This window comes from Phaeobacter sp. QD34_24, assembly GCF_028890115.1.
Lineage (GTDB): Bacteria > Pseudomonadota > Alphaproteobacteria > Rhodobacterales > Rhodobacteraceae > Phycobacter.
On record NZ_JARCJD010000033.1, the window covers coordinates 1 to 21463 of the forward strand.

Genomic DNA, 21463 nt, shown 5'->3' on the forward strand with positions numbered 1-21463 from the left:
TGCCCAAAGGTCTTCCTGTCAGCCATCGCACTCGCAGCGCTCGTCATTTACTGGCTATGAGTCCTGACCCTAGGCCGCACGTGGGCGAAAACGTGCCGTCGCCGGGTCCGCCTCATAGCGCGGCGCCAATCCTTCAGCGCGACGGGTCAGATCGTTGACGCTGTCGATGATATAGCGCGCGGTCTCGTCGCGCATCAGGTAGGAGAAATTGAGCCGGACCCAGCCGGGTTTGCGCAGTTCCTGCCCGGCCCGCAGATCGGACAGCAGCGCGCGGGACTCCGCCTCGTCGATGCCCAGCAGCCGATGCGCATAAGGTCCGGCACAGGCACAGCCGCCACGCGCCTGGATCCCGTAAAAGTCGCTGAGCATGCGGGTGAACAGCTGCTGATGCACGGGGCGGCCCGATACCCCCCGCACCGTGAAGGAGAAGATCGGCAGGCGCGGCGCACTGGCATGGCCAAGCAAGGTCAGCTGCGGGTTCCCCTCCCAACCGGCGCGGGCCATCTGTGCAAATCGCGCCTCCTCCCTGGCGATGCGCTGCGCGCCAACCGCCTCTTTCACCAGAAACGCCAGTGCTGCGCGGATATCGCCGATCACATTGGGGGTGCCGGCCTCTTCGCGCGCCGCCAGATCCTCGCTATAGCTATGCGCCCAGGGCGAAACGAAACTGACCGTACCCCCCCCCGGCCATGACGGCGCGCGGCGCCGCACAGCCTTTTTGTTCACGATCAACACACCCGACGCCCCTGGCCCACCGGGGAATTTATGCGGAGAGAGGACGATGGCATCCTTGCGCGCGCCGCCATGCCCCCCCATGTCGATCGGCAGGTAAGGCCCGCCGCCCGCATAGTCCCAGACCGCAAGCGCACCATGCTCATGCAGAAGGGCGCTGACCGGATCCGGGGCGGTCAAAACACCGGTCACATTGGAGGCCGCCGAAAAACTGCCGATCTTCAGATCGCAGGCGGCATATTCCACGAGCGCCTGCTGCAGCACCCCCAGATCGACGCCTCCCCCTGGCGCCTCGGGGATCTCGACGACCACCGCCTTGCTTTCGCGCCAGGGCAGGATGTTGGAGTGATGCTCATAAGGGCCGATGAACACCACGGGCGCGCGGGCCTCGTTGACCCCCAGGAGGCTGACCAGCCGATTGAGCCCCGCGGTCGCCCCCGATCCGGCAAAGATCACCGCGTCTTCTTCTGTGGCGCCGGTGAGCCGGGCGATTTCCGCCCGGGCTGCACGGCGCAGGCCGGTCATATGGGCCCCGCAATAAGACGCCTCGGTGTGGGAGTTCGCATAATAGGGCAAGACTTCGGTGACGATGAAATCCTCCACCTGCCGCAGCCCCCGTCCCGAGGCAACGTAATCGGCATAGACCAGCGGCTTTGGACCATCGGGGCCTGGGAGCATGGCGCCCTCGCCAATAAGGTCAGCCGCCAGGCTACCATCCTGGGCTGCGGTTTTCAGGGTCTGCTTGAGCTGTGTGAAAGGCATCTGTTTCTCCGCGTCTTTCACACATCTTGACCCATTCAGATCGCGGAATTCCCACTTAGTTTTGATTGAAATTGCCAATTTTTGTGTCATATGATCTACAAATGCCAGACAAGATAGATCATATTGACAGAATGCTTCTGCGCGCCTTGCAGCAGGATGCAAATCTCTCGCAGCGGGAATTGGCCGAAAAGATCGGCCTGTCGCAGAACGCCTGTTGGCGCAGGTTGAAGGCGCTGAATGATGCAGGCGTTCTCAAAGGGGCGACGGCGCGGATTGATCGGGCACAACTGGGGCTGGACCTGGTGGTCTTCGTCATGCTGCGCACCCGCCATCATTCAGCCGACTGGCTGGAGCGCTTTCGCAGGCATGTTCTGACCATCCCCGAGGTGGTGGATTTCCACCGCATCGGAGGCGATTACGACTACCAGTTGAAGGTGGTCACAGAGGATATGGCCAGCTACGACAAGGTCTATCAGCGGCTGATTTCCGGCGTGGAGCTGGACAGCGTGACCTCTTACTTCGCGATGGAGGCCATTGCCGAAGGACGGCCCCTGCCGCTTTGAGGCAGAGGCACGCCTGCCGAAAACAACCCGCTAATGGGCAAAGGCCGCATCGGGCATCCACCGCAACCGCTTTCCTTCGGGTCCCATCCGCATATGCAGACAGGCCGTGCCAAGACGTTGGAAATACAGCGCATCAAGCGGATACCAGCCCGCAACGGGCACCTTAACCTCGGTCATCACCGTGGTGTCACAGGATTGGCGACCGTCGAATTCCCCGACGATCTGCCCACCGATCCTGGCTCGCAATCCGTCATTGGTCAGAAAGTCGATATTGTAGACGCCCGGCTTGTCGAACCGCACGTAGCCGCTGATCCGGGCCGCGACATGCAACGCCCGATTGGAGGTCAGCGTGTTATCCCCCTCATTGGTGTCGCGATGATCCAGCCCAGCCAGGGGACGGCCGACCTCTGCCCCACGCTTCAACGCGGCAGAGGCTTCGGTCAGATCGCGCACGTCCTGGGGATAGGCATACATCACCGCAAGCCCGGCACGCAGTTTACCCGGCTGGGGATCGGCGGGCTGCAGCGTTACCGGCTCTGCCGCCAAAGATCCGGCCAGCGCCATTGAGGCCACGGCAGACCATACCGCCATAAGTGCTTTCATCCTGGGTCTCCACTTCAAAGGTTCAACCAACCTGCGCGTCTCGGACAACAGCTTAGCGCCCGGGATCCCGGTTCGACAAACGGAAATCCAAAGCCGCCCAAATGAAAAAGGGCCGCCCGCAGGGGCAGCCCAATAGAAATCCCACAAAATGGGAAGTCGCTTAGTTCTTGGCGTAGAATTCGACGACCAGGTTCGGTTCCATCACCACCGGGTAAGGCACATCGCCCAGCGCCGGGGTGCGCACGAAGGTGGCTTTCATCTTGGAGTGGTCGGCTTCGATGTAATCGGGCACATCACGCTCGGCCAGCTGGGTGGCTTCCAGAAGAACAGCCATCTGCTTGGACTTGTCGCGAACCTCGATCACGTCACCTTCCTTCACGCGGTAGGAGGGGATGTTCACGCGCTTGCCGTTGACCAGGACGTGACCGTGGTTCACGAACTGACGGGCAGCAAAGACGGTGGGAACGAACTTGGCACGGTAGACAACCGCGTCCAGGCGGCGCTCCAGCAGGCCAATCAGGTTTTCACCGGTGTCGCCTTTGACACGCTCGGCTTCACCGTAGATGCGGCGGAATTGTTTCTCGGTCAGATCGCCGTAGTAGCCTTTCAGCTTCTGCTTGGCGCGCAGCTGGATACCGAAGTCGGACAGTTTGCCCTTGCGGCGCTGGCCGTGCTGGCCGGGGCCGTATTCGCGACGGTTGACCGGGGACTTCGGGCGGCCCCAGATGTTTTCGCCCATGCGGCGGTCGATCTTGTACTTGGCAGACGTGCGTTTGGTCACGGCTGATCTCCTTTATTCGTGGCTCCGCAATTTGTTCCGAAAACCGGTTCCCACTTTGCGGATTGCGGACGCGAGGGCCAGCAAACCGGATCAGCCAGAACGCAACCGGACAAACGGCGGCTATAAAGGGCGTTGTCCTCTTGGTTTGGTCCATATGGACCTCCCCATGACAGGCATCCCCTTGCGGGGGCCACCAACACCAATGAAGCCGCGCTTATATAGAGCTATCCCCCCGAGTCAATAGCCCATCTGACAGAGCGTTCACCCTGCCACGAGACGGCCTCAGGCCGCTTCATGGCGCAGGATCGCGGCCTCGCTGGCGTTCAGGTTGCGGCGTGCAAAGGCGCCATAGCTGAACGGGTCGTCTTGCACCGCAGGCAACAGCTGAACCAACCGCTGGCGATCCCGATCGGACAGGGCCGAAAGGGCGGCATTGGCCGGATGGAAGCTTTCGCTTTCCACCCCATTGGCCCAAAGCACCTGGTGATCCTCCAGCAGCAGGTGGACATAGGTGACCTCTCGCACACGCATGTCGGTCATGATACTGCTGCCGTTGATCAAATCCTTGGCTGCCACCAGAACTTCGGGCGTGTTGAACAGCGCCTGCACATGACGCCCTCGCAGCAAAAGCCGGTGATCGGGGGAAACCAGCAGATCCTCACCGGGGCGCCCGCCGGACAAGGCCCCTGCCCGCAGGCGCACGGGCCGCAGATGCGGATAAACAAACAGCCGCGCCCCGGTCATCCGGCGCGCACCGATCCATTGGATCCGTTGCGGGCCATTGTCACGGGTCAGCACCCGGTCGCCCTCACGCAGGCGCTCGACCGGGCGGTCCCCATCGGGGGTCTGGATCAAGGTGCCCGGCGTGAAACAGATCATCCCGCTGTCGGGTGTCGCCCGCGCGCCCCGCTGCCCGTCTCCGCAGAGCCGTTGCTTCAGCACCCAAAGATCGGTATCGCGCGGCGGCAATTCGTCCACGAACATCAGCAGCGGAGTCTTGCCCGGCGCGACCTCGATCAGGGTGCCCGTGTAACGGTCGATCCCATTGGTGAGGGTAAAGCACCGGTCCGCCAGTTGCCCCTTTGCCGCCGTCGCCGCAGCGACACAGGGCGCAACCCCCGCAGCACCGACAAGCCTGCGCACCGAGCGCGCCGCGCGCTGGCGCAGATCGCCTTCATCTTTGTTCATTTCCAAGCGCAACAGATCGGCCGGACCATCCAGGCGCAGGGCCTCCCCACGCCAGGACCACGCAGATCCCACGCGCACTGCCTCTGGCGACGCGGGTCTTTGACCATCCAATTCCGTTTGCGACCAAGAAATGACAAACGTGCCGGTAAAGCCCGTTTTCATTGCTCTTTGCCTGCCTCAGTTTTTGTTATTGGGCAGAGAGTAGCAATCCACGGGCCACGCACAAAGGAAAAATCCCTGGAGCCAGGAACTCATGGCACCCAAAGACGCAGCGGCGCAACACGACCGCAAGGGTTGAACAGCAGGCAGCCGCAGGTTCGACGGCTGCCTGCGAGCGATCAGATCGGGTAGTGGATGCCGCCGTCCTGCGTGGTCATCCAGCGCAGGTCGGTGAATTCCGCAATGCCCCACTGGCCACCAAAGCGGCCATAGCCAGAATCCTTGACGCCACCAAAGGGCATCTGCGCCTCGTCATGCACGGTTGGCCCGTTCACATGGCAGATCCCGCTTTCGATACGGGCGGCAACCTTCATCGCCCGCGCCTGATCGCGCCCGAAGACGGCTGCCGACAGGCCCATGTCGCTTTCATTGGCAACCCGCACCGCCTCATCCGCATCGCTGACCCGGATGAGCGAGGTCACCGGCCCAAAGCTTTCCTCGGAATAAAGCCGCATCTGCGGGGTGACGCCATCCAGGGCCGCAGCATTGAGGATGGTGCCAGAGCCACCGCCGCCGATCAGGCGTGCGCCCTTTTGCACCGCATCCTCGATCAACTCGCGGATGCGATCGGCCGCGGCGGCATTTACAACCGATCCCAGTGGCGCCTTGCCCTCGGTCGGATCACCTGCAGTGAGGGTCTCCACCTTGCGCGCAAAGGCATCGACAAAGGCATCGGCGATCTCGTCCACCACGATGATCCGCTCGGTCGACATGCAGATCTGCCCCTGGTTCATATAGGCGCCAAAGGCCGCAGCGGCCACGGCCGCATCGATATCGGCATCCTCCAGCACGATGAAGGGCGCCTTGCCGCCCAGTTCCAGCAGCGACGGCTTCAGATGACGGGCCGAGATTTCCCCGATCAGACGGCCAACACGGGTCGAGCCGGTGAAGTTCACGCGGCGCACCGCCGGATGTGCGATCAGCGCCTCGACCAGCTCCGGCGCATCCTCGGGCGCGTTGGAGATCGCATTGACGACCCCCTTGGGCAGGCCTGCCTCGGCGACGGCCTCCAGGATCAGCGCATGGGTGCGCGGGCAAAGTTCACTGGTCTTCATCACCACCGTGTTGCCGCAGGCCAGCGGCGTCGCGATAGAGCGCACGCCCAGGATCACCGGCGCATTCCAGGGCGCCATGGCCAGCACCACGCCCGCGGGCTGGCGCACCGCATAGGCCGTGCTGCCAGGGCGGTTCGACGGGATGATCTCGCCCTTGATCTGGGTGGTGAGGCCCGCCGCCTCCACCAGCATTTCCGAGGCCAGCATGATGTTGAACCGCGCCCAGGCTTCGGTCGCGCCGATCTCGGCCTTCATGGCATCGACGATGGCGTCACCGCGTGCCTTCAGGGCCTCTGCCGCATCCAACAGCATCCGACGCCGCACCCCCGGCGCCATGGCCGACCATTCCGGGAAGGCCGCCGCCGCCGCATCCGCCGCACGCATGGCATCCTCGGTGCTGGCCGCCGCCGCAGTGGTGGCAAGGGCGCCGGTCACCGGGTTGTGGCGCTCGAATGCGCGCCCGTTTTCGGCGTCCACATGTTCGCCATTGATGAAGAGTTTCAGAGTATCCATTTCACTCTCTCCGTCTGTCAGGAAATTTCATTGTCCAGCGGCTCGCTCGTGCCGCCAAGGAAGGCGCGCTGGACCGCTGGATCATTTTGCAATGCGTCACTGCGGCCCTGCCCCACCACACGGCCCGCCTCGAGCAGGTAGCCCCGGTCGGCCAGCGCCAGGCTGGCGCGCACGTTCTGCTCCACGATCACCAGCGTGAGGCCGGTGCTGCGAATGCGGGTGAGCGCAGCAAAGACCTCTTTCACCACGATGGGGGCCAGGCCGAGGCTGGGTTCGTCCAAGAGCAGGATGTCGGGGTTCGACATCAGCGCGCGGGCGATGGCAACCATCTGCTGCTCGCCGCCCGACATGGTGCCCGCTAACTGGCGTCGCCGCTCCGCCAGACGCGGGAACAGTTCGAACACCTCTGCCTGACGCGCGGCAACACCCTCGCGCGCCCGTTCTGGATAGGTGCCCAGCGCCAGGTTCTCGCCCACGGACATGCGGGGAAAGATGCCGCGCCCCTCGGGCACCAGGGCGATACCGCGCCCGACCCGGTCATGGGCGGCAACCGTCGCCAGATCGGTGCCCTCGTGGCTGATCCGGCCCGAACGCGGCTCCACCACGCCGCCGACGGTCTTCAAAAGGCTGGATTTCCCCGCCCCGTTGGCGCCCAGGATTACCACGCATTCGCCCGGCTGAACCGCCATCGAGACCGCATCCAGGGCGACATGCTTGCCGTAAGCGACGGTGAGGTTGTCGATCTCAAGCATCTTCTTCTCCCAGGTAAGCAGCCACCACATGAGGATCATCCAGCACCTCTGCCGTTGGCCCGTCTGCGATCAGCGTCCCCGAGTTCATCACCGCGCAGCGCGGACACAGGGCGCGCACCGCATCCATGATGTGTTCCACCATGATGATGGTGATGCCGGTCTCCTCGAGCCTGCGGATCAGGGCGATCCCCTCGTGCAGTTCCGTGGGGTTCAGACCCGCCAGCCACTCATCCAGCAACAGGATGCGCGGCTCGGCAGCCAGGGCGCGGGCCAGTTCCAGGCGTTTCTGATCGATATAGGTAAGATCCGCCGCAACACCCGAGGCACGATCTTCAAGGCCGACCATGGCGAGGCACTCGCGCACCCGTGCGCTCAGGTCACTGCCCCAGAGCCGTTTGCCGCCAAAGGCCGCCGGGACCATGACGTTTTCCTCCAGCGTCAACGAGGGCAGGATGCGCACCAGTTGGAAGGTGCGCGCCACACCTGCCCCCGCGATCACATCGGGGCGTGCGCCAGCCAGCGGCCTGCCCTCCACCGCGAACTGCCCCGCCGAAGGGCGCAGCGCACCGGAAAGAAGGTTCAAAAGGGTGGTCTTGCCCGATCCGTTCGGCCCCAACAGGCCCAGAACCTCGCCCTTGCGCACCTCAAGCGAGACATCATTCACTGCCGTCAGCCCACCGAAGCGTTTGGTCAGCCCTTCGGTTTTCAGAAGAACACTCATTGAGCCGCCTCCCCTTTTGCATCACCCCTTGCCTTGCCACGCAGTTTCTCAGCGGCTGCCAGCAACCCGTCCGGCAGCGCATAGACCACCGCAAGGAACATCAGCCCCAGAAGGATCGAGAAGTGATCCGGGAAACGGGCTGACAGCCATTCGAACAAGAGGAACAGTGGCACGGCGCCAAATACCGGCCCCCAGAGCCTGCTTGCCCCGCCCAGCAGCGCCATGATCACGGTCAGAAAGCTGACGGTGGGGTTGAAGACGATGGAGGGCTCCACATAGACCCAGCGCGGCGCCTGGATGGCCCCCACAAGGGTGATGATGGTGGCGGAGGCCACAAACAGAACCAGCTTGGTGCGCGCCAGGTTGATGCCGCTGTGGGCCGCGACGGTTTCATCATCACCGATGACGCGCAGGGCAAGGCCCAGGCGGCTTTGCCGGATCCAGGCCGCCAGCGCCAGGGTCAGCGCGCCCAGCGCCAGAAGCTGCCAGTAGATATGCTTGGCCTCCAGATCGAGGAAGATATAGCGCCCCAGGGTGCCGGTGATATTGACCTCGAACCAGGTGATCAGCTGGCGCACCAGTTCGGCCAGGCCAAAGGTGAAGATCACGAAATAGATGCCAGCAAGGCGTAAGGTAGAAAGACCGACCAGCACCGCCATGGTGGCGCCGATCCCGGCAGCGGCCAGCAGCACCAAGGGATAGGGCAGCGCCTCGTTCAGCACGGCGACGGTGTAGGCCCCAACGCCGAAGAAGGCGACCGTCGCCAGCGAGACATAGCGCGTCGGCCCCGAGAACATCGCCCAGGAGCTCGCCAGCGTCACATAGCCCGCAAGCCCCACCAAAAGGCCGATGCCATAGCTGTCAAAGAAGAACGGAAGGGCTGCAAGACAGGCAAGGGCCACAACTGCGATAGTGATCCGCATGGTTCAGCCCCCCGCCTTGCCAAAAAGCCCGTTCGGACGCCACAAAAGCACCACCAGGAACAGCGTATAGGTGGCCGCAAGGGTCAGTCCGGGGTCGATGAAGGCGGCCACGAATGTCTCGGCCAGCCCCAGGAACAGCCCCGCGATCAGCGCGCCCAGGATATTGCCGACCCCGCCCATGATCACCACGATCAGCGCCTTCATGGTGAAGACAACACCATCGGTGGCCGAAAAGGTCTGGTACATGGAGATCAGCGCACCACCAGCCGCTGCCAGTGCACCGCCCAGCGCAAAGGCCTGCCGCCCCATCCGGTCCACGTCGATGCCCACCAAGTAGGCCGACCCCGGCGACAGCGCCACGGCGCGCATCGCGGTGCCCCAGCGGGTGCGGATCAGCAATGTGAACAGACCCAGCCCGATCACGACGGACAGCACAAAGGCAATGAGACGGTTGGCGGCAATGGTCACGCCCAGCAGCTCCACCCCGGTGTTGAGGTAGGAATAAGAGGTGAAATCGCTGCCGAAGGTGACCAGCATCACCCCCTGCAGGACGAACAAGAGGCCAAAGGTTGCAAGGATGGTGTCGACCTCAAGCCGCCCGCTGCCACCCGCGCGTTTCACCAGGGGGCGCATCATCACGCTGTAGATCAGCCAGGAAAACCCGTATCCAAGGGGCACCACCACCAGAAGCCCCCAGAGCGGGCCAACACCCCAGCCGGTGAACATCAGCGTTACAGCAAAACAGGCCAGCAGCATGAATTCGCCGTAAGCCAGGTTCATGATCCTCGATATGCCGTATTGCAGCGACAGGCCCAGCGCCAAGAGCGCATAGGTCCCGCCCAGCACCAGGCCGAGGAGAAGGGTTGAGATCAACATCTTATGTCCTTGAAGTCTTGTGTGCTGCGGCCCTCACTCGGGGCCGCAGACCAGTTTCACCCAGTGATACGCACGGGGGTTCTTACCACTCGGGTTTCGGGATCATCGGAGCGCCTGCACCGGCACGATCGGCGGGGCTGACGGCCACGAAACTGTCACCCTGCCACTGCCCCACGAACCACAGCTTGCGCAGCTGGTTGTTCTCCATCGCGGTCTCACCCAGGATGGTGTCGAAGGTGCCGGTCGAGATTTCCTTGGCCAGATCCGCGTGATCAAGGCCGACCCGCGCCACCGCCTGCTCCATGATCTGCAGCGAGGCATAGGTGATGGCGCTGGCCCAGCTGTCAGGCGCATTGCCGGTGGCGGCGATATGTTTCTGGAAATAGGCCTGGATGTCCGGGTTCGCGGCATCAACGCCGCCGATGGACATCACGCCTTCCTGCTTGCCGCCAGTGATCTTGGCATAGACCGGAAAGGCCCCGCCCACACCGATGTAAAACACCTTGGGGTTATAGCCCGTGGTCATCGCCTGCTTGGTCACGCCAAAGCTGCCGGGCGGGTAGGAGAAGGACACGAAACTGTCCGCGCCCGATCCCTGCACCTCGTTCAGCATGGTGGCGAAATCCGAAGTCCCCAGCGGGTAGGAGGCGTCATAGACGGTCTCAAAGCCTGCTTCCTTCAGGGCCGGACGTGCCGCCTTGACCAGATCGATCCCGAAACCGTCCGCGACGGAAATCATCGCAACCTTGTTGTTGATCGTACCGGCATCGCGGGCCGCGGCCAGCGCTTCGACCAGGGCGGTGGCATAGTCATGTCCGCCGCCCAGCATCCAGAAGGACCGGTCCCAGCGCGCGGCAAATTCCGGCGCCTTGTCGGTCACCGCGGTCACCGCCAGCTGCGGGTAGCCAAAGCGCGCCATCAAGGGCGCAATCGCCAGGTTGGCGCCGGTGCTCCAGGGCGGCAGGATCAGATCGACCTTGTCCTGGGTCGCCAGGCGTTCAATGGCGCGCACCAGGTCCTCGGCGCTGGACCGGTCGTCGTATTCGACGACCTCGATCTTGCGCTGGCTGCCGTCGGGCATGGTGAGGCCCCCCTTGGCGTTCACCTCGGACACCCAGAGTTCGTAGTTCGGAATGGTGGTGATCCCGGCCCCGGTGGCATTGGGGCCGCTTTTCGATACCGCATAGCCGATCTTGACGGCTGCCGCATCCTCGGCCAGGGCCGGTGTACCCAGCGCCAGCATGGAGCCAAGCGCAACAGGAACCGCGCGCAGCAAGGCGCGCCGTGAAAATACTGACATGTGTCTCCTCCCAGTCGTGATTTCCCCAGGCACCACATCCTCCTGACGCCCGGGCACCGCCCCCTTGCGAAGGCGACGATTTCTCTTCCACGGGAACAGGGTATTGGAATTGAAGCTTTATAAAATGTGCTTTTGAAGCTAAGAATTGCACTGATGCGTCGATTTTCACCTTCTACCGGACCCATGCGATGATTTCCGACAAGAAAGCTCAGATCATCGCCCGGCAGATTCGCAGTCCCCTTGCGGACACCACCTATGCGCTGGCGCCCAGCCAAAGCGTGCTTTTGCTGCTCAAGGCAGGGCGCGGGAAAATCGATGGCGAGCCCGATGGGCTGCGCTTTGATGCGCCCCGGGCAGTGTGGCTGTCATCGGGTCGTCGCGGACAGCTGCGGCTGACCTCGGGCAGCCGCGGGGAAATCCTGCATCTGAACGACAGCGCCGTTGCGCGCGCCCTGCCCGCCACCGCCCTTGGCGACGAATTGGCCCAGATGCTGCGCCGCGACCTGTCGGAACCGCTGAGCGGGCACGAGGAGCGGATGACGGGGTGGATGCGCAACCTGCGCGAGGAGCTTTCCGGTTCGGAACCGGCCGCCGAGATTGCCGGCGAGCACCTTCTTTCCCTGCTGCTGATCCAGATCTGGCGGATCGCCCGCAAACAGCGGCCCCGCTCCTCTGCGGCGACCGGCGGCCTGGTGCAGAATTTTGTGCAACTGGTGGGGCTGCATCTGCGCGATCACTGGAAAGTCGCCGATTACGCCAACGCCCTGGGGGTCAGCCGGGATCGGCTTGGCAGCGCGGTGCGCCGCTCGATGGGCCGCTCGCCGCAGGCCTATCTGCATGAGGCGCTCGTGCGCGAGGCCGCGGAGCTTTTGACGAACTCCGGGCTCTCGGTGGCGCAGATCGCCTTTCGGCTGGGGTTTTCCGATCCGGCCTATTTCAACCGCTTCTTCACCAGAACGCAGGGGCTGTCCCCGGGGCGGTTCCGCCGCAAGATGGCCTCGCGCGGCACAAGCCCCACGTCATTCTCGGCCTGGCCCTAAGCCGGAACCACAGGCGCTCGAATGCAGGAAATTGCGCCCGCAATCTCTTAAATCTCTATGAAAATCTTCTGGTGAAACTCCTGGCTGCCACATTTTTGCCAGATTGCTGCACCCCTTCCTGACCGGTTTTCTTTCCAAAAAGATAACTGCGGCCAGAACGGCGCGAGAAACCCGAACCATCTCGAACCGTAAGGCATCCGACACTCATGTCCCTGATTTCCGACATCACGCGCACCTCTGCGACAGTCCTGCTGCTGGCCTCTGCCGCAGTGGCCGATGATGCGGCAGAACGGCATGTCAGCCTTCAGTGCGACGCTCAGGACAGGGCGCATGACATGGGCCCGATGTGCGAGGCCCTGGGCGAGGCCCTGGCGGCAGCCGTCACCGGGTACGCCTTCAAGGTCATGGAAGGATCGAGCGGGGTTTCAAAGGCCGATGAACCACCGGCCGAAGCAGCACTGACCCTGCACTTCACAGAGCGGGGACGCGCGGACAGCTGGCTGTCGGGGCAGCTCAGCTGGAGTAGCGCAGACGGGCGCAAAGGGGACAGCCCGGTACTCGAGTATTCGGTCATGGACCGTCAGCTCAACGCGGAGGACCTGGCGTCCTTTGCGCAGCAGCTGATCCGTTCCGCGAATATCCCGAAACATTTTTAGCGATCACCAGGGGGAGCAGACCATGTGTGAACTTTGCGGAAACACACGCCATATCTCACCATTCGGAGAAAACACCTCCGTTTCCAGCTCATCAAGCGAATGGGCAACAAAACCTGTCTACACGATCGATCAGGTCGCCGACTACCTCACCGAAGGGTTTTGGCAGGACACCGGTCGATCCCTGCGTGCCTATGATGTGGAACCGGGGGGGCAGATCACGGTCAACCTGACCGGTCTCAACACGCTGGGCCGGGAAACCGCCCGACAGGCGCTGGACAGCTGGACCGCCCTCAGCGGCATCGAATTCGTCGAAACCTCGAATGCACAGATCACCTTTGACGACAATCAGAGCGGTGCCTGGGCCAGTTCGACCACGAGCGGCTCCACCATTCTCAGCACCAATGTCAACGTGAACTCCAGCTGGTCGTCCTATGGCGACTACTACCTGCAGACCTTCATCCATGAAATTGGCCATGCGCTGGGCCTGGGCCATACCGGCAACTACAATGGCAGCGCCTCCTACGGCAGCGATGCGAACTTTGCCAACGATAGCTGGCAGGTTTCGGTCATGTCCTATTTCAGCCAGTCCGAGAACACCTATACCGACGCCTCCTATTCCTTCCTGGCGACGGCCCAACTGGCGGATATCGCGGCCATTCATCGCCTCTATGGCACCCCGACAAACATCGAAACCGGTGACACCACCTATGGTGATGGTGAAACGACGGGCCGTCATGGCATGGGGCTGACCGATTGGAGCGTTGCCATTGTCGACAATGGGGGCACCGATACGATCAATCTCGGCTCGCGCAGCCACGATCAAATGCTGAATCTGGGTGAAGAGACCTATTCCAACCTGAACGGCAGGATCGGGAACTTCTCCATTGGCCGCAGCACCGTGATCGAGAACGCGATCACCGGTGTCGGCAACGACCACATCATTGGCAACACTGCGGACAATCGCATCGAAAGCGGCGGCGGCAACGACAGTCTTGAAGGCAATGCCGGCAACGATATCCTCATCGGCGGCGATGGTGTGGACACCCTGTCTGGCGGCGCGGGCGCCGACCGTTTTGTCTACCAGTCCCTCTACGCAGGGGACACGATCACGGACTTCAACCTCGCCGAGGGCGACCGGGTGGATATCACGACGCTGCTGGACGCGATCGGATATACCGCCGAGGACGCCGTTGCCGATGGCGTGGTACGGCTGACTGCGGGATCAGGCGGATCCTGGCTGACCCTTATCGAAAACGGCAGTGGAACCAACCTGGCCTTCCTGGCAGGGGTGGATCCCAGCGCAGATGTGGCGGCAATCATCGACAGCGGCGCCACGCCGCCTCCTGAGCCGGAACCAGAACCGGAACCGGAGCCCGAACCCGAGCCGCCCACGCCGCCGGAACCAGAAACCTTGGACAACACATATACGTTCACGGATAGTTTCCAGGACGACTGGACACCGGCACTTGGCCTGATTGACGACACCAATGGCGGCACGGACACCATTGATTTGACGGCCGTTACCAAGGCAAGCAAAATCTTCCTGGAGAATGGCGCCGTGGGCCGTATCGGTTCAAAGTCGCTCACCATCTCTGCCACATCGGACATCGAAAATGTTCTCTTCGGCAGCGGCGGTGACCAAGGCTATGGCAACGCGCTGGACAACCTGATGGAAGGCAACGGTGGCAATGACCGCCTGTTCGGAATGGATGGCTCCGATACACTGGTTGGTGGTGAAGGGAATGACCAGCTAAATGGGGATGCGGGTGACGACAGCCTGTCTGGCGGCGAAGGCAATGACCGCATGGAAGGCGGTCTGGGCAATGACATCATCGACGGTGGCGAAGGGCGCAACAGCATCAAGGGTGGCGACGGCGACGACACGATCATCGGCGGAAGCGGCACTGACAGGATCGACGGCGGCAGCGGCAACAATGTCATCGACGCAGGCGACGGCACCAACATAATCGTGGTACTCGGCGGCGACAACGACATTACATCCGGTAGCGGCAAAGACCGGATCACCTGCGGTGACGGCGACGACACCATCACCGCAGGAGACGGAGCCAATTCCATCCGGTCCGGCAACGGCAACAAATGGATCAAAACCGGCGACGACAAGGACCAGATCACTCTAGGCGACGGCAACCATACCATTGACGCCGGAGCAGGTACAAACCTGATCCGGATCGGGAGTGGAAACGCCACCATCACGGCCGGGGAGGGATCCGACAGGATCACCGGCGGCGCGGGCTCTCATACTGTATCGACAGGGGAAGGAAGCGCGCAGATCAGGTTTGGAAATGGGGACAACACCATTTCCACCGGGGCCAGCAATGACAGCATCAAGCTGGGAGATGGCGTCCAGAGCATCGACGCCGGTGATGGCAACAACCAGATTACCACTGGAAACGGAACCGTCGCAATCGTCGCCGGCTCCGGTGCGGACAGGATCAAGGTGGGAGCGGGAAACCATCTGATTTCTGCGGGCTCTGGCGGCAACATGATCACCGTCGGCACGGGCAACAGCACCATTTCGGCCGGTGAGGGCAACAACCGAGTGACGGCGGCAGCCGGCACGCACGTCGTCACCTTGGGAGATGGCCGAAACACTGTGAGGCTGCAAGATGGCGACAGCACCATCACAACTGGTCAGGATGCCGATAAAATCATGGTCGGCAACGGGGATCACACCATTGACGCCGGTGACGGCAGAAACACGATCCGCGCCCAGGAGGGAAACAGTTCGATCACCACGGGCAGCGGTTGGGACAAAATCATGCTGGGTGAAGGCAACCATACGATTGATGCGGGTGATGGCCAAAACTCGATCCGGCTGAGGGACGGCGACAACCACATCTCCTCCGGATCCGGAAACGACCAGATCAGGGTTGGAGTGGGCACCAACGTGATCGATGCCGGAGATGGGGACAACCGCGTGCAAACCGGTGACGGCGATTCTCTGATCACCACCGGAGACGGCAACGACCTGCTATCGACTCGAAGTGGCGATGATACCGTCTCTGCCGGAGCGGGCCTCGATACAATCAACACAGGCAACGGGAACGACAGTATCGATGCCGGCGGCGGCACCGATTGGGTTAGATCCGGTGACGGCGATGACACCCTGAGTGGCGGCTCCGGGAAAGACACCATGGATGGTGGCTCCGGCGATGACGTCCTGTCCGGTGGAGAGGGCATCGACCTCCTAACCGGAGGCTCGGGCGCAGACGTCTTTGTCTTTTCCAGCACCTCCGAAGTCGGTGACATAATAAAGGACTTCAAACGTGATCAGGGAGACACCCTGGACATTGATGATCTCCTGATCGAGCTGGGCACCGATCTGCAGACCGCATTTGACAGCGATCATCTGGCTTTGACGTCAGCCGCCGGAGGTGCCGTTTGGCTCGAATATGACGCTGATGGAGAAGGTGGAGAAGATGCCGTGCAGATCGCCCAGTTGAAGGGCGTCAGGATCACGGATGAGATCATGATCGACTGGTTCAGCTAACGCCACCCTGATCGACAAAGGCGGCTCCGCAGCACGTTGCGGAGCCGCCTTTATTGGGGGGCGCTCCCCCCACCCCAAAGCATCCCGAAGCAAGCGATGAGGTGACGTCGGACGCCGCGCCCTGCCATATCGTTCGCCGCCTATGCAGGAACGGCGAAACCGCCAGGCAAGACGGAACCGCTCAGATCCTTCAGGGACATAGGCCTCATCCCGGTAATATCTCATCCCGGTAGCGTTACGGTGCTGGTCAATCGCGCAGTTGCGGCAAGCAGCAAGAGGAAAATCACGGCTTCGATCTCGATGGCGCGCGCGAGGCGCTGTCCGGCGCCGCTGTGACCGCCTTGCAGCGCCGGAACGAAGCGCAGCTTGTTCGCGGCGGCTAGGACCAGCAAGGCCGCGACCAGCAGCATCTTGGCAACAAGGTTCAGCCCGTAGGGCGTTGTCAGCAAGGCGTCCATGCTGCCCAGCAGGAGCCATGCCATGAGGGCACCGACAGCAATCAGAGCGGGCACGATGGCAACGGCAAGCCGCCCGAACCGGTGGCCGAGCCGTGCGGCGACCGCTGTGCTGTCGCTGTCCAGGGACAGCTGCCTGAGCGGCAGCAGGATCCCGGCCCAGAAGGCGACCCCCAGAAGGTGCACGAAAAGAAGCAGGCGCACGCCGGTCTGATCGATGTCAGGTACATGGCCGATCACGCCAAAGGACCACAGGCCCGCTGCGCCACCGGCAAGAGAGATCCACAATCCAGCCTGCCCCAGGACCAGGCCGGACAGCAAGAGCATGGCTCCGGCACCCCGATAGACCAGGGCATCGCCTACCGGCGTCTGCCACAGCAGGCTCAGCATTTCAGCATCGCTCATGCCGCCGATGTCCCCCGTCAGGGCAGCCCCGCGCAAAGAGAAACTGAACAGCGCGCCCAGCAGGCCCAAGGCCGCCAGACATGCCGTTTGTTTTTGCAGGTCGGTCCGGATGGCGCGCGTCAGCTCTTCAAAGAGAAGACGAACGATCACCAGCCCCGTCGCGCCGAGAAAGCCCAAATAGAGTGCCAGCTTCGCCCCGATCGCCAGGAAACCCCAGATATCCATCATGGGCCTACTCGACCGAGAATGAAAAGCCGCCCGTCATAGCATGACCATCCTGGCCAAGCCCCCGCCATTCAATCTGGTAGACCCCTTGGCCCAACTCGTGAACCGGCAGGCTGAATTCCCGCCCGAAGCTGGTTTGCGATCCCAGATCCAGCGGCCTGTCGGATCCGTCCTGCGACAGCAGCTTTACCCTGGTCAGCCGGATGTGCTTGGCGAAGGTCAGCTCGATACGTGCGGGCGGCTGTGACAGAACGGCTCCGTCAGCGGGGCTGCTGCCCGATATCTTGGAGTGGGCCAGGGCCTGGGTCGCCAAAAGGACGGCCAGGGCAAAGGGTGCAATTGTCTTCATGGTTTCACCTCACTGAATGCCGTTTGCGCGCTGAACGTCGCGAATATAGGCCGTGACCATTGCCACATCGCCCCGTGTCAGACCTTCGACGGGGGGCATGTCCCCAAACCTCCAGTGATGGCTTCTGACGCCCATTGCGACCGCCCGCTGGAAGGCCTCGTCTGCGTGATGGTTTGGCTCATAGATGACGTGGATCAGGGGCGGCCCTGCCCCCTCTTTTCCTGCGGCGTTTTCACCGTGACACGCCGAACAGCGCTTTGCAAAGATCTGCTGTCCGATGACGGCATTGCCCTGCAGGGGCGGCACCTGGACCGTAACGATCGGCGCGCCCACGGCGGGTGCTTGTGTTGCGGGCTCGGGGGCCGAGGCAAGCTGAAAGCTGGCTGCCACGGCTACGACGACAGGCACCCCCAAGAGGTAGTATTTGCGTTTCATTCTCTATCCTGACACTGGTCTGCTGCAACGCGGCTTGGCGCAGCGCTGCCTTGACGATTGCGCCGCCAGACGGGACTGGCGGCGCCGTTGCTCCGGCGGGTCAGGTGTTCGGTGGGCGTTCCAGGCTATCCGGTGTCACCGGCGTCGCCACGGGATGAAGCGCGGCGGCCCAATGGATCTTGAGGGCTGCGAAGTCATCATCGTCAATCGGAGCGGGCAGAACGGCGGCGTGGCAGGTGAAGGGTCCGCAGCCGTCATCGCCCACGCCAGTGTGGTCATGGGCAATGTGGTCATGGGATGCGCCGTGTTCACTCTTGTCCAGCATGCCCACCAGATTTTCACGCGCATGGTCAGAGGTCGCCATATCGCAATGACCACCCGGGCAGGCGCCGGTATGGGCATGCACCGCGCCATCCACTCCCGTCATGATCAGCAGGAGCCCGATCGATGCAGCCGACAATATGCGCCTCACCAGTGACATGTCTGCACCTTAGGCGCCGGTTGCCCGCAGCGCAACTACCTGCCACATCAGCATCGGTTTCAAACCGGTTGCGCCCTTGAAACTCAAACTGACCGTCCAGTTCCGCACCCTGCGCTCACCTTTCAAAGCCGCAAGCGGGTCCTTGGTCTGGAACTCACGCGGATGGTTCTGTCGCCGCGCCATTTCTGATGCCCTCTCCTCCACAGCTCAGAAGACAGCAATCCTCGTTCACGTCGGCGTCCGAAATACGGGAGAGAGAAACATACAACAAACGCTGAAACTTGTTTCGCTTCCACGCATGTGCGACGCTGACACATTAGACAGTTCGCAAACTAGCTGGGCAAAGACATGGCTATTTTTACGGTCCTGACCCATCCATCCGATTGGTATAGGGCCGATAGCCTTAACTACACAGACATCGAGATCACTGACTTTTCAAGAATACGAGACCTATCATCCGTTTCAACAAGCGAAATAGTAGCAACAGGCATATTTTATGTTGATTATCGTTACCCAAGGGGTTTCGAGGCCGTTTTATCAGGCAACTTCGATAGAAACTCCGAAGGGGAAATCTCCGGGCCGGTTGACAGCTACGAAGTCAAAGTCAACGGAAAGCCATTCTTCCTGATTTCGAACATTGAAGAAGACGCCACTGACCTGTGGCCAGGCCTATTGGGGTCCGTTGGCTTTTATGACCTTTTTCTTTCAGGCGATGACAAGCTCTTGGGACTTTCAAAAGCCGACAAGTTGTGGGCCGGTGACGGCCATGATCTGCTGCGCGGCTTTGCGGGAAACGGTGAACTGAGCGGTCAAAACGGCAACGATCGCTTGTTTGGCGGCCGGGGAAAAGATGTTCTTATCGGGGGACAGGGAAATGATATCCTAGACGGAGGCCGCCAGCGCGACCTGCTTGGCGGAGGTGAGGGAGAAGACACACTCACAGGCGGCAAGGGCAAGGATAGGCTGGATGGGGGACAGGGAAACGACGTTTTGTCGGGCGGGCAAGGCAACGACGTTTTTGTCTTCGGAAACTACTCGTCGCTTGAAGAGTTCTCGGGCGACGACGTTGTTACTGATTTCCACGAAGGCGATACATTGAGGTTTCGCCACCTGTCCTCCGAGACACCTGCAGTGACTCTTGAGCAGATTGGCTCAGACGTATTGATTTCAGTTGATAGCGGAGCAACCGTTCTGGTTTTGGGCTCTGACCTAAGCACTGTATCTGATGCGTTGGTTTTCTGAGTAGAACTCCATTTTGGCGCAGCCAAGAGTGTATTTTGGGCTTCTGATGTGAACGCGAAGAACTCAGATCAGATGTTTTTGACTTTCGAAATGCCCCTCAGATACGTCCGATTGACCACGATGTCGTCGGGCTGCAGCTCAGTCATCGCTCCGGCTCCAGACGTAGACGATCGCGGCCAGGGCGGACATGAACGTCTTTGTCACCGCTGGCCAAGTTCGCGATTACATCGGCGCGCGGGCGCTGCTGAGTAGCGTGCCGGATATTGAGTAGCCACTTGACGACGACGGCGATGACGCAGACTGGTTCAGAGGAGCATTGCAAGACAAGGGTATACCGGGCTGTGTCCCCGGCCGAAAGCAACGTAAGATTGCCACCCGATCTGACAAACGTCGCTTCAACCACCGCAACCACAACGAGATCATGTTCGGTAGACCTAAGGATTGGAGCCCCGTTGCGACACGGGATGGCAGCTGCCCGAAGATTCTCCCCTCAGCAACCTTCCTCACGGCACTTGTCATTGCTGGTCTTGGGCCTGAGCCCAACCTTCAGAACCATGGCAACGCCTAAAATCGTCTTTTCAGCCCGCGGGGAAAAGACGACTTGGATCGCATTTGTTTTTCCTTATGCTTGGCTCCAAAGGGAGTTACAGGCTGACGAATTCAGTTGGTAGGACTGACTGATGGCAGCCGAAAGGAATTTTGATAAAAACATGACAAAGCCTACAAATACTGGCATCGCGATTGCGGACAACAATTTCGGGGCTGCGATATCCTTTTCAACCGTCAGTTTTGCGCTGATCGTTGCAGACGCCAAGACGCTTGGTCAGACCTATACGATTGCCAAGACCTCCAACGAGGGGGCGCCTGCGACTGACGTTTTGTTTGCCAATGCCACGGATCTTTCAGGGGGCGGGGATGCACTCCCATCGCTTGCCGACGCAAGCGCCTATGACAGATGGCTCACGAACAACGTGACGCTGTTCAGTCAAGCAGGGATACCCGACGAGCCCGGAAACTCCGTAGGTTTATCGATGGCTGGGAGGTTTTCGTCGAGCAATGATGAAACAGTAAACGGATCACATATTGACGACGTTCTTTTTGGGAGCGCCGGAAATGATACGCTTCAAGGCAACGGTGGTTTCGACGTTCTTCAAGGGGGGGACGGCGCCGACATCCTGAATGGTGGTTCAGACTTTGACATCGCCAACTATCATTTCGAAGGCGGTACCGATGGCGTCACCGCAAGTCTGGTAGTCAATTCGGCTACGGATAGTTACGGTAATAGGGATACCTTGATTTCCATCGAAGGGTTTTGGGGAACAAACAGCGCTGACACATTTTCTGGAAACAGTGGGGACAACCTGTTCACAGGCAATGCCGGAGCTGACCTATTTTTTGGGTTAGGCGGATTTGACGTTGTCGATTATTCAAATGAAATTGGCGGCAGCGGCATTCGCATGGAGAGCAACTTTTTCACTCCAAGTTTTTCGGTTGTTGATACGTTTGGATACCTTGATACCGGCTCTTCGATCGAGGCAATCTACGCGACCCAATATGATGATATTCTGCGTGCTCAAGACCATGACACCTACTACGACGCCTTAGGGTCAGGACTCATAGCCAGTAAATGACGAGCGCTGCGAGTGCGATGGCTGACAGGAAGACCTTTGGGCACC

Annotated in this window: 21 protein-coding genes and 1 pseudogene; 7 read left to right on the forward strand and 15 right to left on the reverse strand. The window is 61.3% G+C overall.

Going from position 1 to position 21463, the window contains the following annotated elements; genetic code table 11:
• Nucleotides 1–69: 69 nt before the first annotated feature.
• Nucleotides 70–1494, reverse strand: a complete 1425-nt coding sequence (locus PXK07_RS17770; protein WP_274849663.1) for an aminotransferase class V-fold PLP-dependent enzyme — start codon at nucleotides 1492–1494, stop codon at nucleotides 70–72.
• Nucleotides 1495–1595: 101 nt separating this feature from the next.
• On the opposite strand from PXK07_RS17770, the gene PXK07_RS17775 reads away from it, so the two are divergent.
• A complete protein-coding gene (locus PXK07_RS17775) occupies nucleotides 1596–2057 on the forward strand; it encodes an Lrp/AsnC family transcriptional regulator (RefSeq protein ID WP_274849664.1) in 462 nt (153 codons plus the stop codon).
• A 30-nt stretch (nucleotides 2058–2087) separates the two neighbouring features.
• On the opposite strand, the gene PXK07_RS17780 is transcribed toward PXK07_RS17775, so the two are convergent.
• From PXK07_RS17780 to PXK07_RS17820, 9 genes are all read right to left on the reverse strand, one after another.
• On the reverse strand, nucleotides 2088–2660 hold the full coding sequence (locus tag PXK07_RS17780) for a PA14 domain-containing protein (RefSeq protein WP_274849665.1): 573 nt from the start codon (nucleotides 2658–2660) through the stop codon (nucleotides 2088–2090).
• Between the two features lie 160 nt (nucleotides 2661–2820).
• Nucleotides 2821–3441, reverse strand: a complete 621-nt coding sequence (gene rpsD / locus PXK07_RS17785) for a 30S ribosomal protein S4 (protein ID WP_274849666.1) — start codon at nucleotides 3439–3441, stop codon at nucleotides 2821–2823.
• Nucleotides 3442–3723: 282 nt separating this feature from the next.
• Nucleotides 3724–4791, reverse strand: a complete 1068-nt coding sequence (locus PXK07_RS17790) for a Hint domain-containing protein (RefSeq protein ID WP_274849667.1) — start codon at nucleotides 4789–4791, stop codon at nucleotides 3724–3726.
• Nucleotides 4792–4967: 176 nt separating this feature from the next.
• On the reverse strand, nucleotides 4968–6416 hold the full coding sequence (locus tag PXK07_RS17795; protein ID WP_274849668.1) for an aldehyde dehydrogenase: 1449 nt from the start codon (nucleotides 6414–6416) through the stop codon (nucleotides 4968–4970).
• A 17-nt stretch (nucleotides 6417–6433) separates the two neighbouring features.
• A complete protein-coding gene (locus PXK07_RS17800; RefSeq protein ID WP_274849669.1) occupies nucleotides 6434–7168 on the reverse strand; it encodes an ABC transporter ATP-binding protein in 735 nt (244 codons plus the stop codon).
• Complete coding sequence (locus PXK07_RS17805) at nucleotides 7161–7889, reverse strand: ABC transporter ATP-binding protein (RefSeq protein WP_274849670.1); 729 nt, start codon at nucleotides 7887–7889, stop codon at nucleotides 7161–7163. The genes PXK07_RS17800 and PXK07_RS17805 overlap by 8 nt, the downstream gene beginning before the upstream one ends.
• Nucleotides 7886–8812 carry a branched-chain amino acid ABC transporter permease gene (locus tag PXK07_RS17810; RefSeq protein ID WP_274849671.1) on the reverse strand — a complete coding sequence of 309 codons (927 nt, stop codon included), beginning with the start codon at nucleotides 8810–8812 and terminating at the stop codon, nucleotides 7886–7888. Before PXK07_RS17810 ends, PXK07_RS17805 begins: the two co-directional genes overlap by 4 nt.
• A gap of 3 nt (nucleotides 8813–8815) precedes the next feature.
• Nucleotides 8816–9688, reverse strand: a complete 873-nt coding sequence (locus PXK07_RS17815; RefSeq protein WP_274849672.1) for a branched-chain amino acid ABC transporter permease — start codon at nucleotides 9686–9688, stop codon at nucleotides 8816–8818.
• An 82-nt stretch (nucleotides 9689–9770) separates the two neighbouring features.
• Nucleotides 9771–10988, reverse strand: a complete 1218-nt coding sequence (locus tag PXK07_RS17820) for an amino acid ABC transporter substrate-binding protein (RefSeq protein WP_274849673.1) — start codon at nucleotides 10986–10988, stop codon at nucleotides 9771–9773.
• A gap of 188 nt (nucleotides 10989–11176) precedes the next feature.
• Here PXK07_RS17820 and PXK07_RS17825 point away from each other — a divergent pair, with 188 nt between their 5' ends.
• From PXK07_RS17825 to PXK07_RS17835, 3 genes are all read left to right on the forward strand, one after another.
• The gene (locus tag PXK07_RS17825) at nucleotides 11177–12028 is read left to right on the forward strand and encodes a helix-turn-helix domain-containing protein (RefSeq protein ID WP_274849674.1); all 852 of its coding nucleotides are present in this window, start codon (nucleotides 11177–11179) and stop codon (nucleotides 12026–12028) included.
• A gap of 206 nt (nucleotides 12029–12234) precedes the next feature.
• Entirely contained in the window at nucleotides 12235–12684 is a 450-nt protein-coding gene (locus PXK07_RS17830) for a hypothetical protein (RefSeq protein WP_274849675.1), read from the forward strand.
• A gap of 22 nt (nucleotides 12685–12706) precedes the next feature.
• Complete coding sequence (locus PXK07_RS17835) at nucleotides 12707–16195, forward strand: M10 family metallopeptidase (protein WP_274849676.1); 3489 nt, start codon at nucleotides 12707–12709, stop codon at nucleotides 16193–16195.
• A 221-nt stretch (nucleotides 16196–16416) separates the two neighbouring features.
• Here PXK07_RS17835 and PXK07_RS17840 read toward each other — a convergent pair whose 3' ends face one another.
• The 5 genes from PXK07_RS17840 to PXK07_RS17860 form a co-directional block, all read right to left on the reverse strand.
• Nucleotides 16417–17283 carry a copper resistance D family protein gene (locus PXK07_RS17840; RefSeq protein ID WP_274849677.1) on the reverse strand — a complete coding sequence of 289 codons (867 nt, stop codon included), beginning with the start codon at nucleotides 17281–17283 and terminating at the stop codon, nucleotides 16417–16419.
• A gap of 4 nt (nucleotides 17284–17287) precedes the next feature.
• On the reverse strand, nucleotides 17288–17629 hold the full coding sequence (locus PXK07_RS17845) for a copper resistance CopC family protein (protein WP_274849678.1): 342 nt from the start codon (nucleotides 17627–17629) through the stop codon (nucleotides 17288–17290).
• A 9-nt stretch (nucleotides 17630–17638) separates the two neighbouring features.
• Nucleotides 17639–18064 (reverse strand): c-type cytochrome, encoded by a 426-nt coding sequence (locus PXK07_RS17850; RefSeq protein WP_274849679.1) that lies wholly within the window; start codon nucleotides 18062–18064, stop codon nucleotides 17639–17641.
• 100 nt (nucleotides 18065–18164) lie between these two features.
• Complete coding sequence (locus PXK07_RS17855; protein WP_274849680.1) at nucleotides 18165–18545, reverse strand: hypothetical protein; 381 nt, start codon at nucleotides 18543–18545, stop codon at nucleotides 18165–18167.
• Nucleotides 18546–18554: 9 nt separating this feature from the next.
• Nucleotides 18555–18728, reverse strand: coding sequence for a hypothetical protein (locus PXK07_RS17860; protein WP_274849681.1), 174 nt, complete (start codon nucleotides 18726–18728; stop codon nucleotides 18555–18557).
• Between the two features lie 165 nt (nucleotides 18729–18893).
• Between PXK07_RS17860 and PXK07_RS17865 the strand changes: the two genes are divergently transcribed.
• The 3 genes and pseudogenes from PXK07_RS17865 (at nucleotide 18894) to PXK07_RS17875 (ending at nucleotide 21418) form a co-directional block, all read left to right on the forward strand.
• Nucleotides 18894–19787 (forward strand): calcium-binding protein, encoded by an 894-nt coding sequence (locus PXK07_RS17865; RefSeq protein WP_274849682.1) that lies wholly within the window; start codon nucleotides 18894–18896, stop codon nucleotides 19785–19787.
• A 187-nt stretch (nucleotides 19788–19974) separates the two neighbouring features.
• Nucleotides 19975–20355: pseudogene (locus PXK07_RS17870) on the forward strand (hypothetical protein); the annotation flags it as partial.
• Nucleotides 20356–20467: 112 nt separating this feature from the next.
• Nucleotides 20468–21418: a calcium-binding protein gene (locus PXK07_RS17875; RefSeq protein ID WP_274849683.1), complete on the forward strand. Its 951-nt coding sequence runs from the start codon at nucleotides 20468–20470 to the stop codon at nucleotides 21416–21418.
• Nucleotides 21419–21463 lie beyond the last annotated feature (45 nt).

Excerpts from the sequence above, each read along its gene's own strand:
- PXK07_RS17850 (WP_274849679.1), bottom strand. The coding sequence starts at position 18,064 with ATGAAACGCAAATACTACCTCTTGGGGGTGCCTGTCGTCGTAGCCGTG.
- PXK07_RS17780 (WP_274849665.1), bottom strand. The coding sequence starts at position 2,660 with ATGAAAGCACTTATGGCGGTATGGTCTGCCGTGGCCTCAATGGCGCTG.
- PXK07_RS17775 (WP_274849664.1), top strand. The coding sequence starts at position 1,596 with ATGCCAGACAAGATAGATCATATTGACAGAATGCTTCTGCGCGCCTTG.
- PXK07_RS17875 (WP_274849683.1), top strand. The coding sequence starts at position 20,468 with ATGGCAGCCGAAAGGAATTTTGATAAAAACATGACAAAGCCTACAAAT.
- PXK07_RS17820 (WP_274849673.1), bottom strand. The coding sequence starts at position 10,988 with ATGTCAGTATTTTCACGGCGCGCCTTGCTGCGCGCGGTTCCTGTTGCG.
- PXK07_RS17805 (WP_274849670.1), bottom strand. The coding sequence starts at position 7,889 with ATGAGTGTTCTTCTGAAAACCGAAGGGCTGACCAAACGCTTCGGTGGG.
- PXK07_RS17855 (WP_274849680.1), bottom strand. The coding sequence starts at position 18,545 with ATGTCACTGGTGAGGCGCATATTGTCGGCTGCATCGATCGGGCTCCTG.
- PXK07_RS17790 (WP_274849667.1), bottom strand. The coding sequence starts at position 4,791 with ATGAAAACGGGCTTTACCGGCACGTTTGTCATTTCTTGGTCGCAAACG.
- PXK07_RS17845 (WP_274849678.1), bottom strand. The coding sequence starts at position 17,629 with ATGAAGACAATTGCACCCTTTGCCCTGGCCGTCCTTTTGGCGACCCAG.
- PXK07_RS17800 (WP_274849669.1), bottom strand. The coding sequence starts at position 7,168 with ATGCTTGAGATCGACAACCTCACCGTCGCTTACGGCAAGCATGTCGCC.
- PXK07_RS17865 (WP_274849682.1), top strand. The coding sequence starts at position 18,894 with ATGGCTATTTTTACGGTCCTGACCCATCCATCCGATTGGTATAGGGCC.
- PXK07_RS17770 (WP_274849663.1), bottom strand. The coding sequence starts at position 1,494 with ATGCCTTTCACACAGCTCAAGCAGACCCTGAAAACCGCAGCCCAGGAT.
- PXK07_RS17840 (WP_274849677.1), bottom strand. The coding sequence starts at position 17,283 with ATGATGGATATCTGGGGTTTCCTGGCGATCGGGGCGAAGCTGGCACTC.
- PXK07_RS17795 (WP_274849668.1), bottom strand. The coding sequence starts at position 6,416 with ATGGATACTCTGAAACTCTTCATCAATGGCGAACATGTGGACGCCGAA.
- PXK07_RS17830 (WP_274849675.1), top strand. The coding sequence starts at position 12,235 with ATGTCCCTGATTTCCGACATCACGCGCACCTCTGCGACAGTCCTGCTG.
- PXK07_RS17835 (WP_274849676.1), top strand. The coding sequence starts at position 12,707 with ATGTGTGAACTTTGCGGAAACACACGCCATATCTCACCATTCGGAGAA.
- PXK07_RS17810 (WP_274849671.1), bottom strand. The coding sequence starts at position 8,812 with ATGCGGATCACTATCGCAGTTGTGGCCCTTGCCTGTCTTGCAGCCCTT.
- PXK07_RS17860 (WP_274849681.1), bottom strand. The coding sequence starts at position 18,728 with ATGGCGCGGCGACAGAACCATCCGCGTGAGTTCCAGACCAAGGACCCG.
- PXK07_RS17815 (WP_274849672.1), bottom strand. The coding sequence starts at position 9,688 with ATGTTGATCTCAACCCTTCTCCTCGGCCTGGTGCTGGGCGGGACCTAT.
- PXK07_RS17825 (WP_274849674.1), top strand. The coding sequence starts at position 11,177 with ATGATTTCCGACAAGAAAGCTCAGATCATCGCCCGGCAGATTCGCAGT.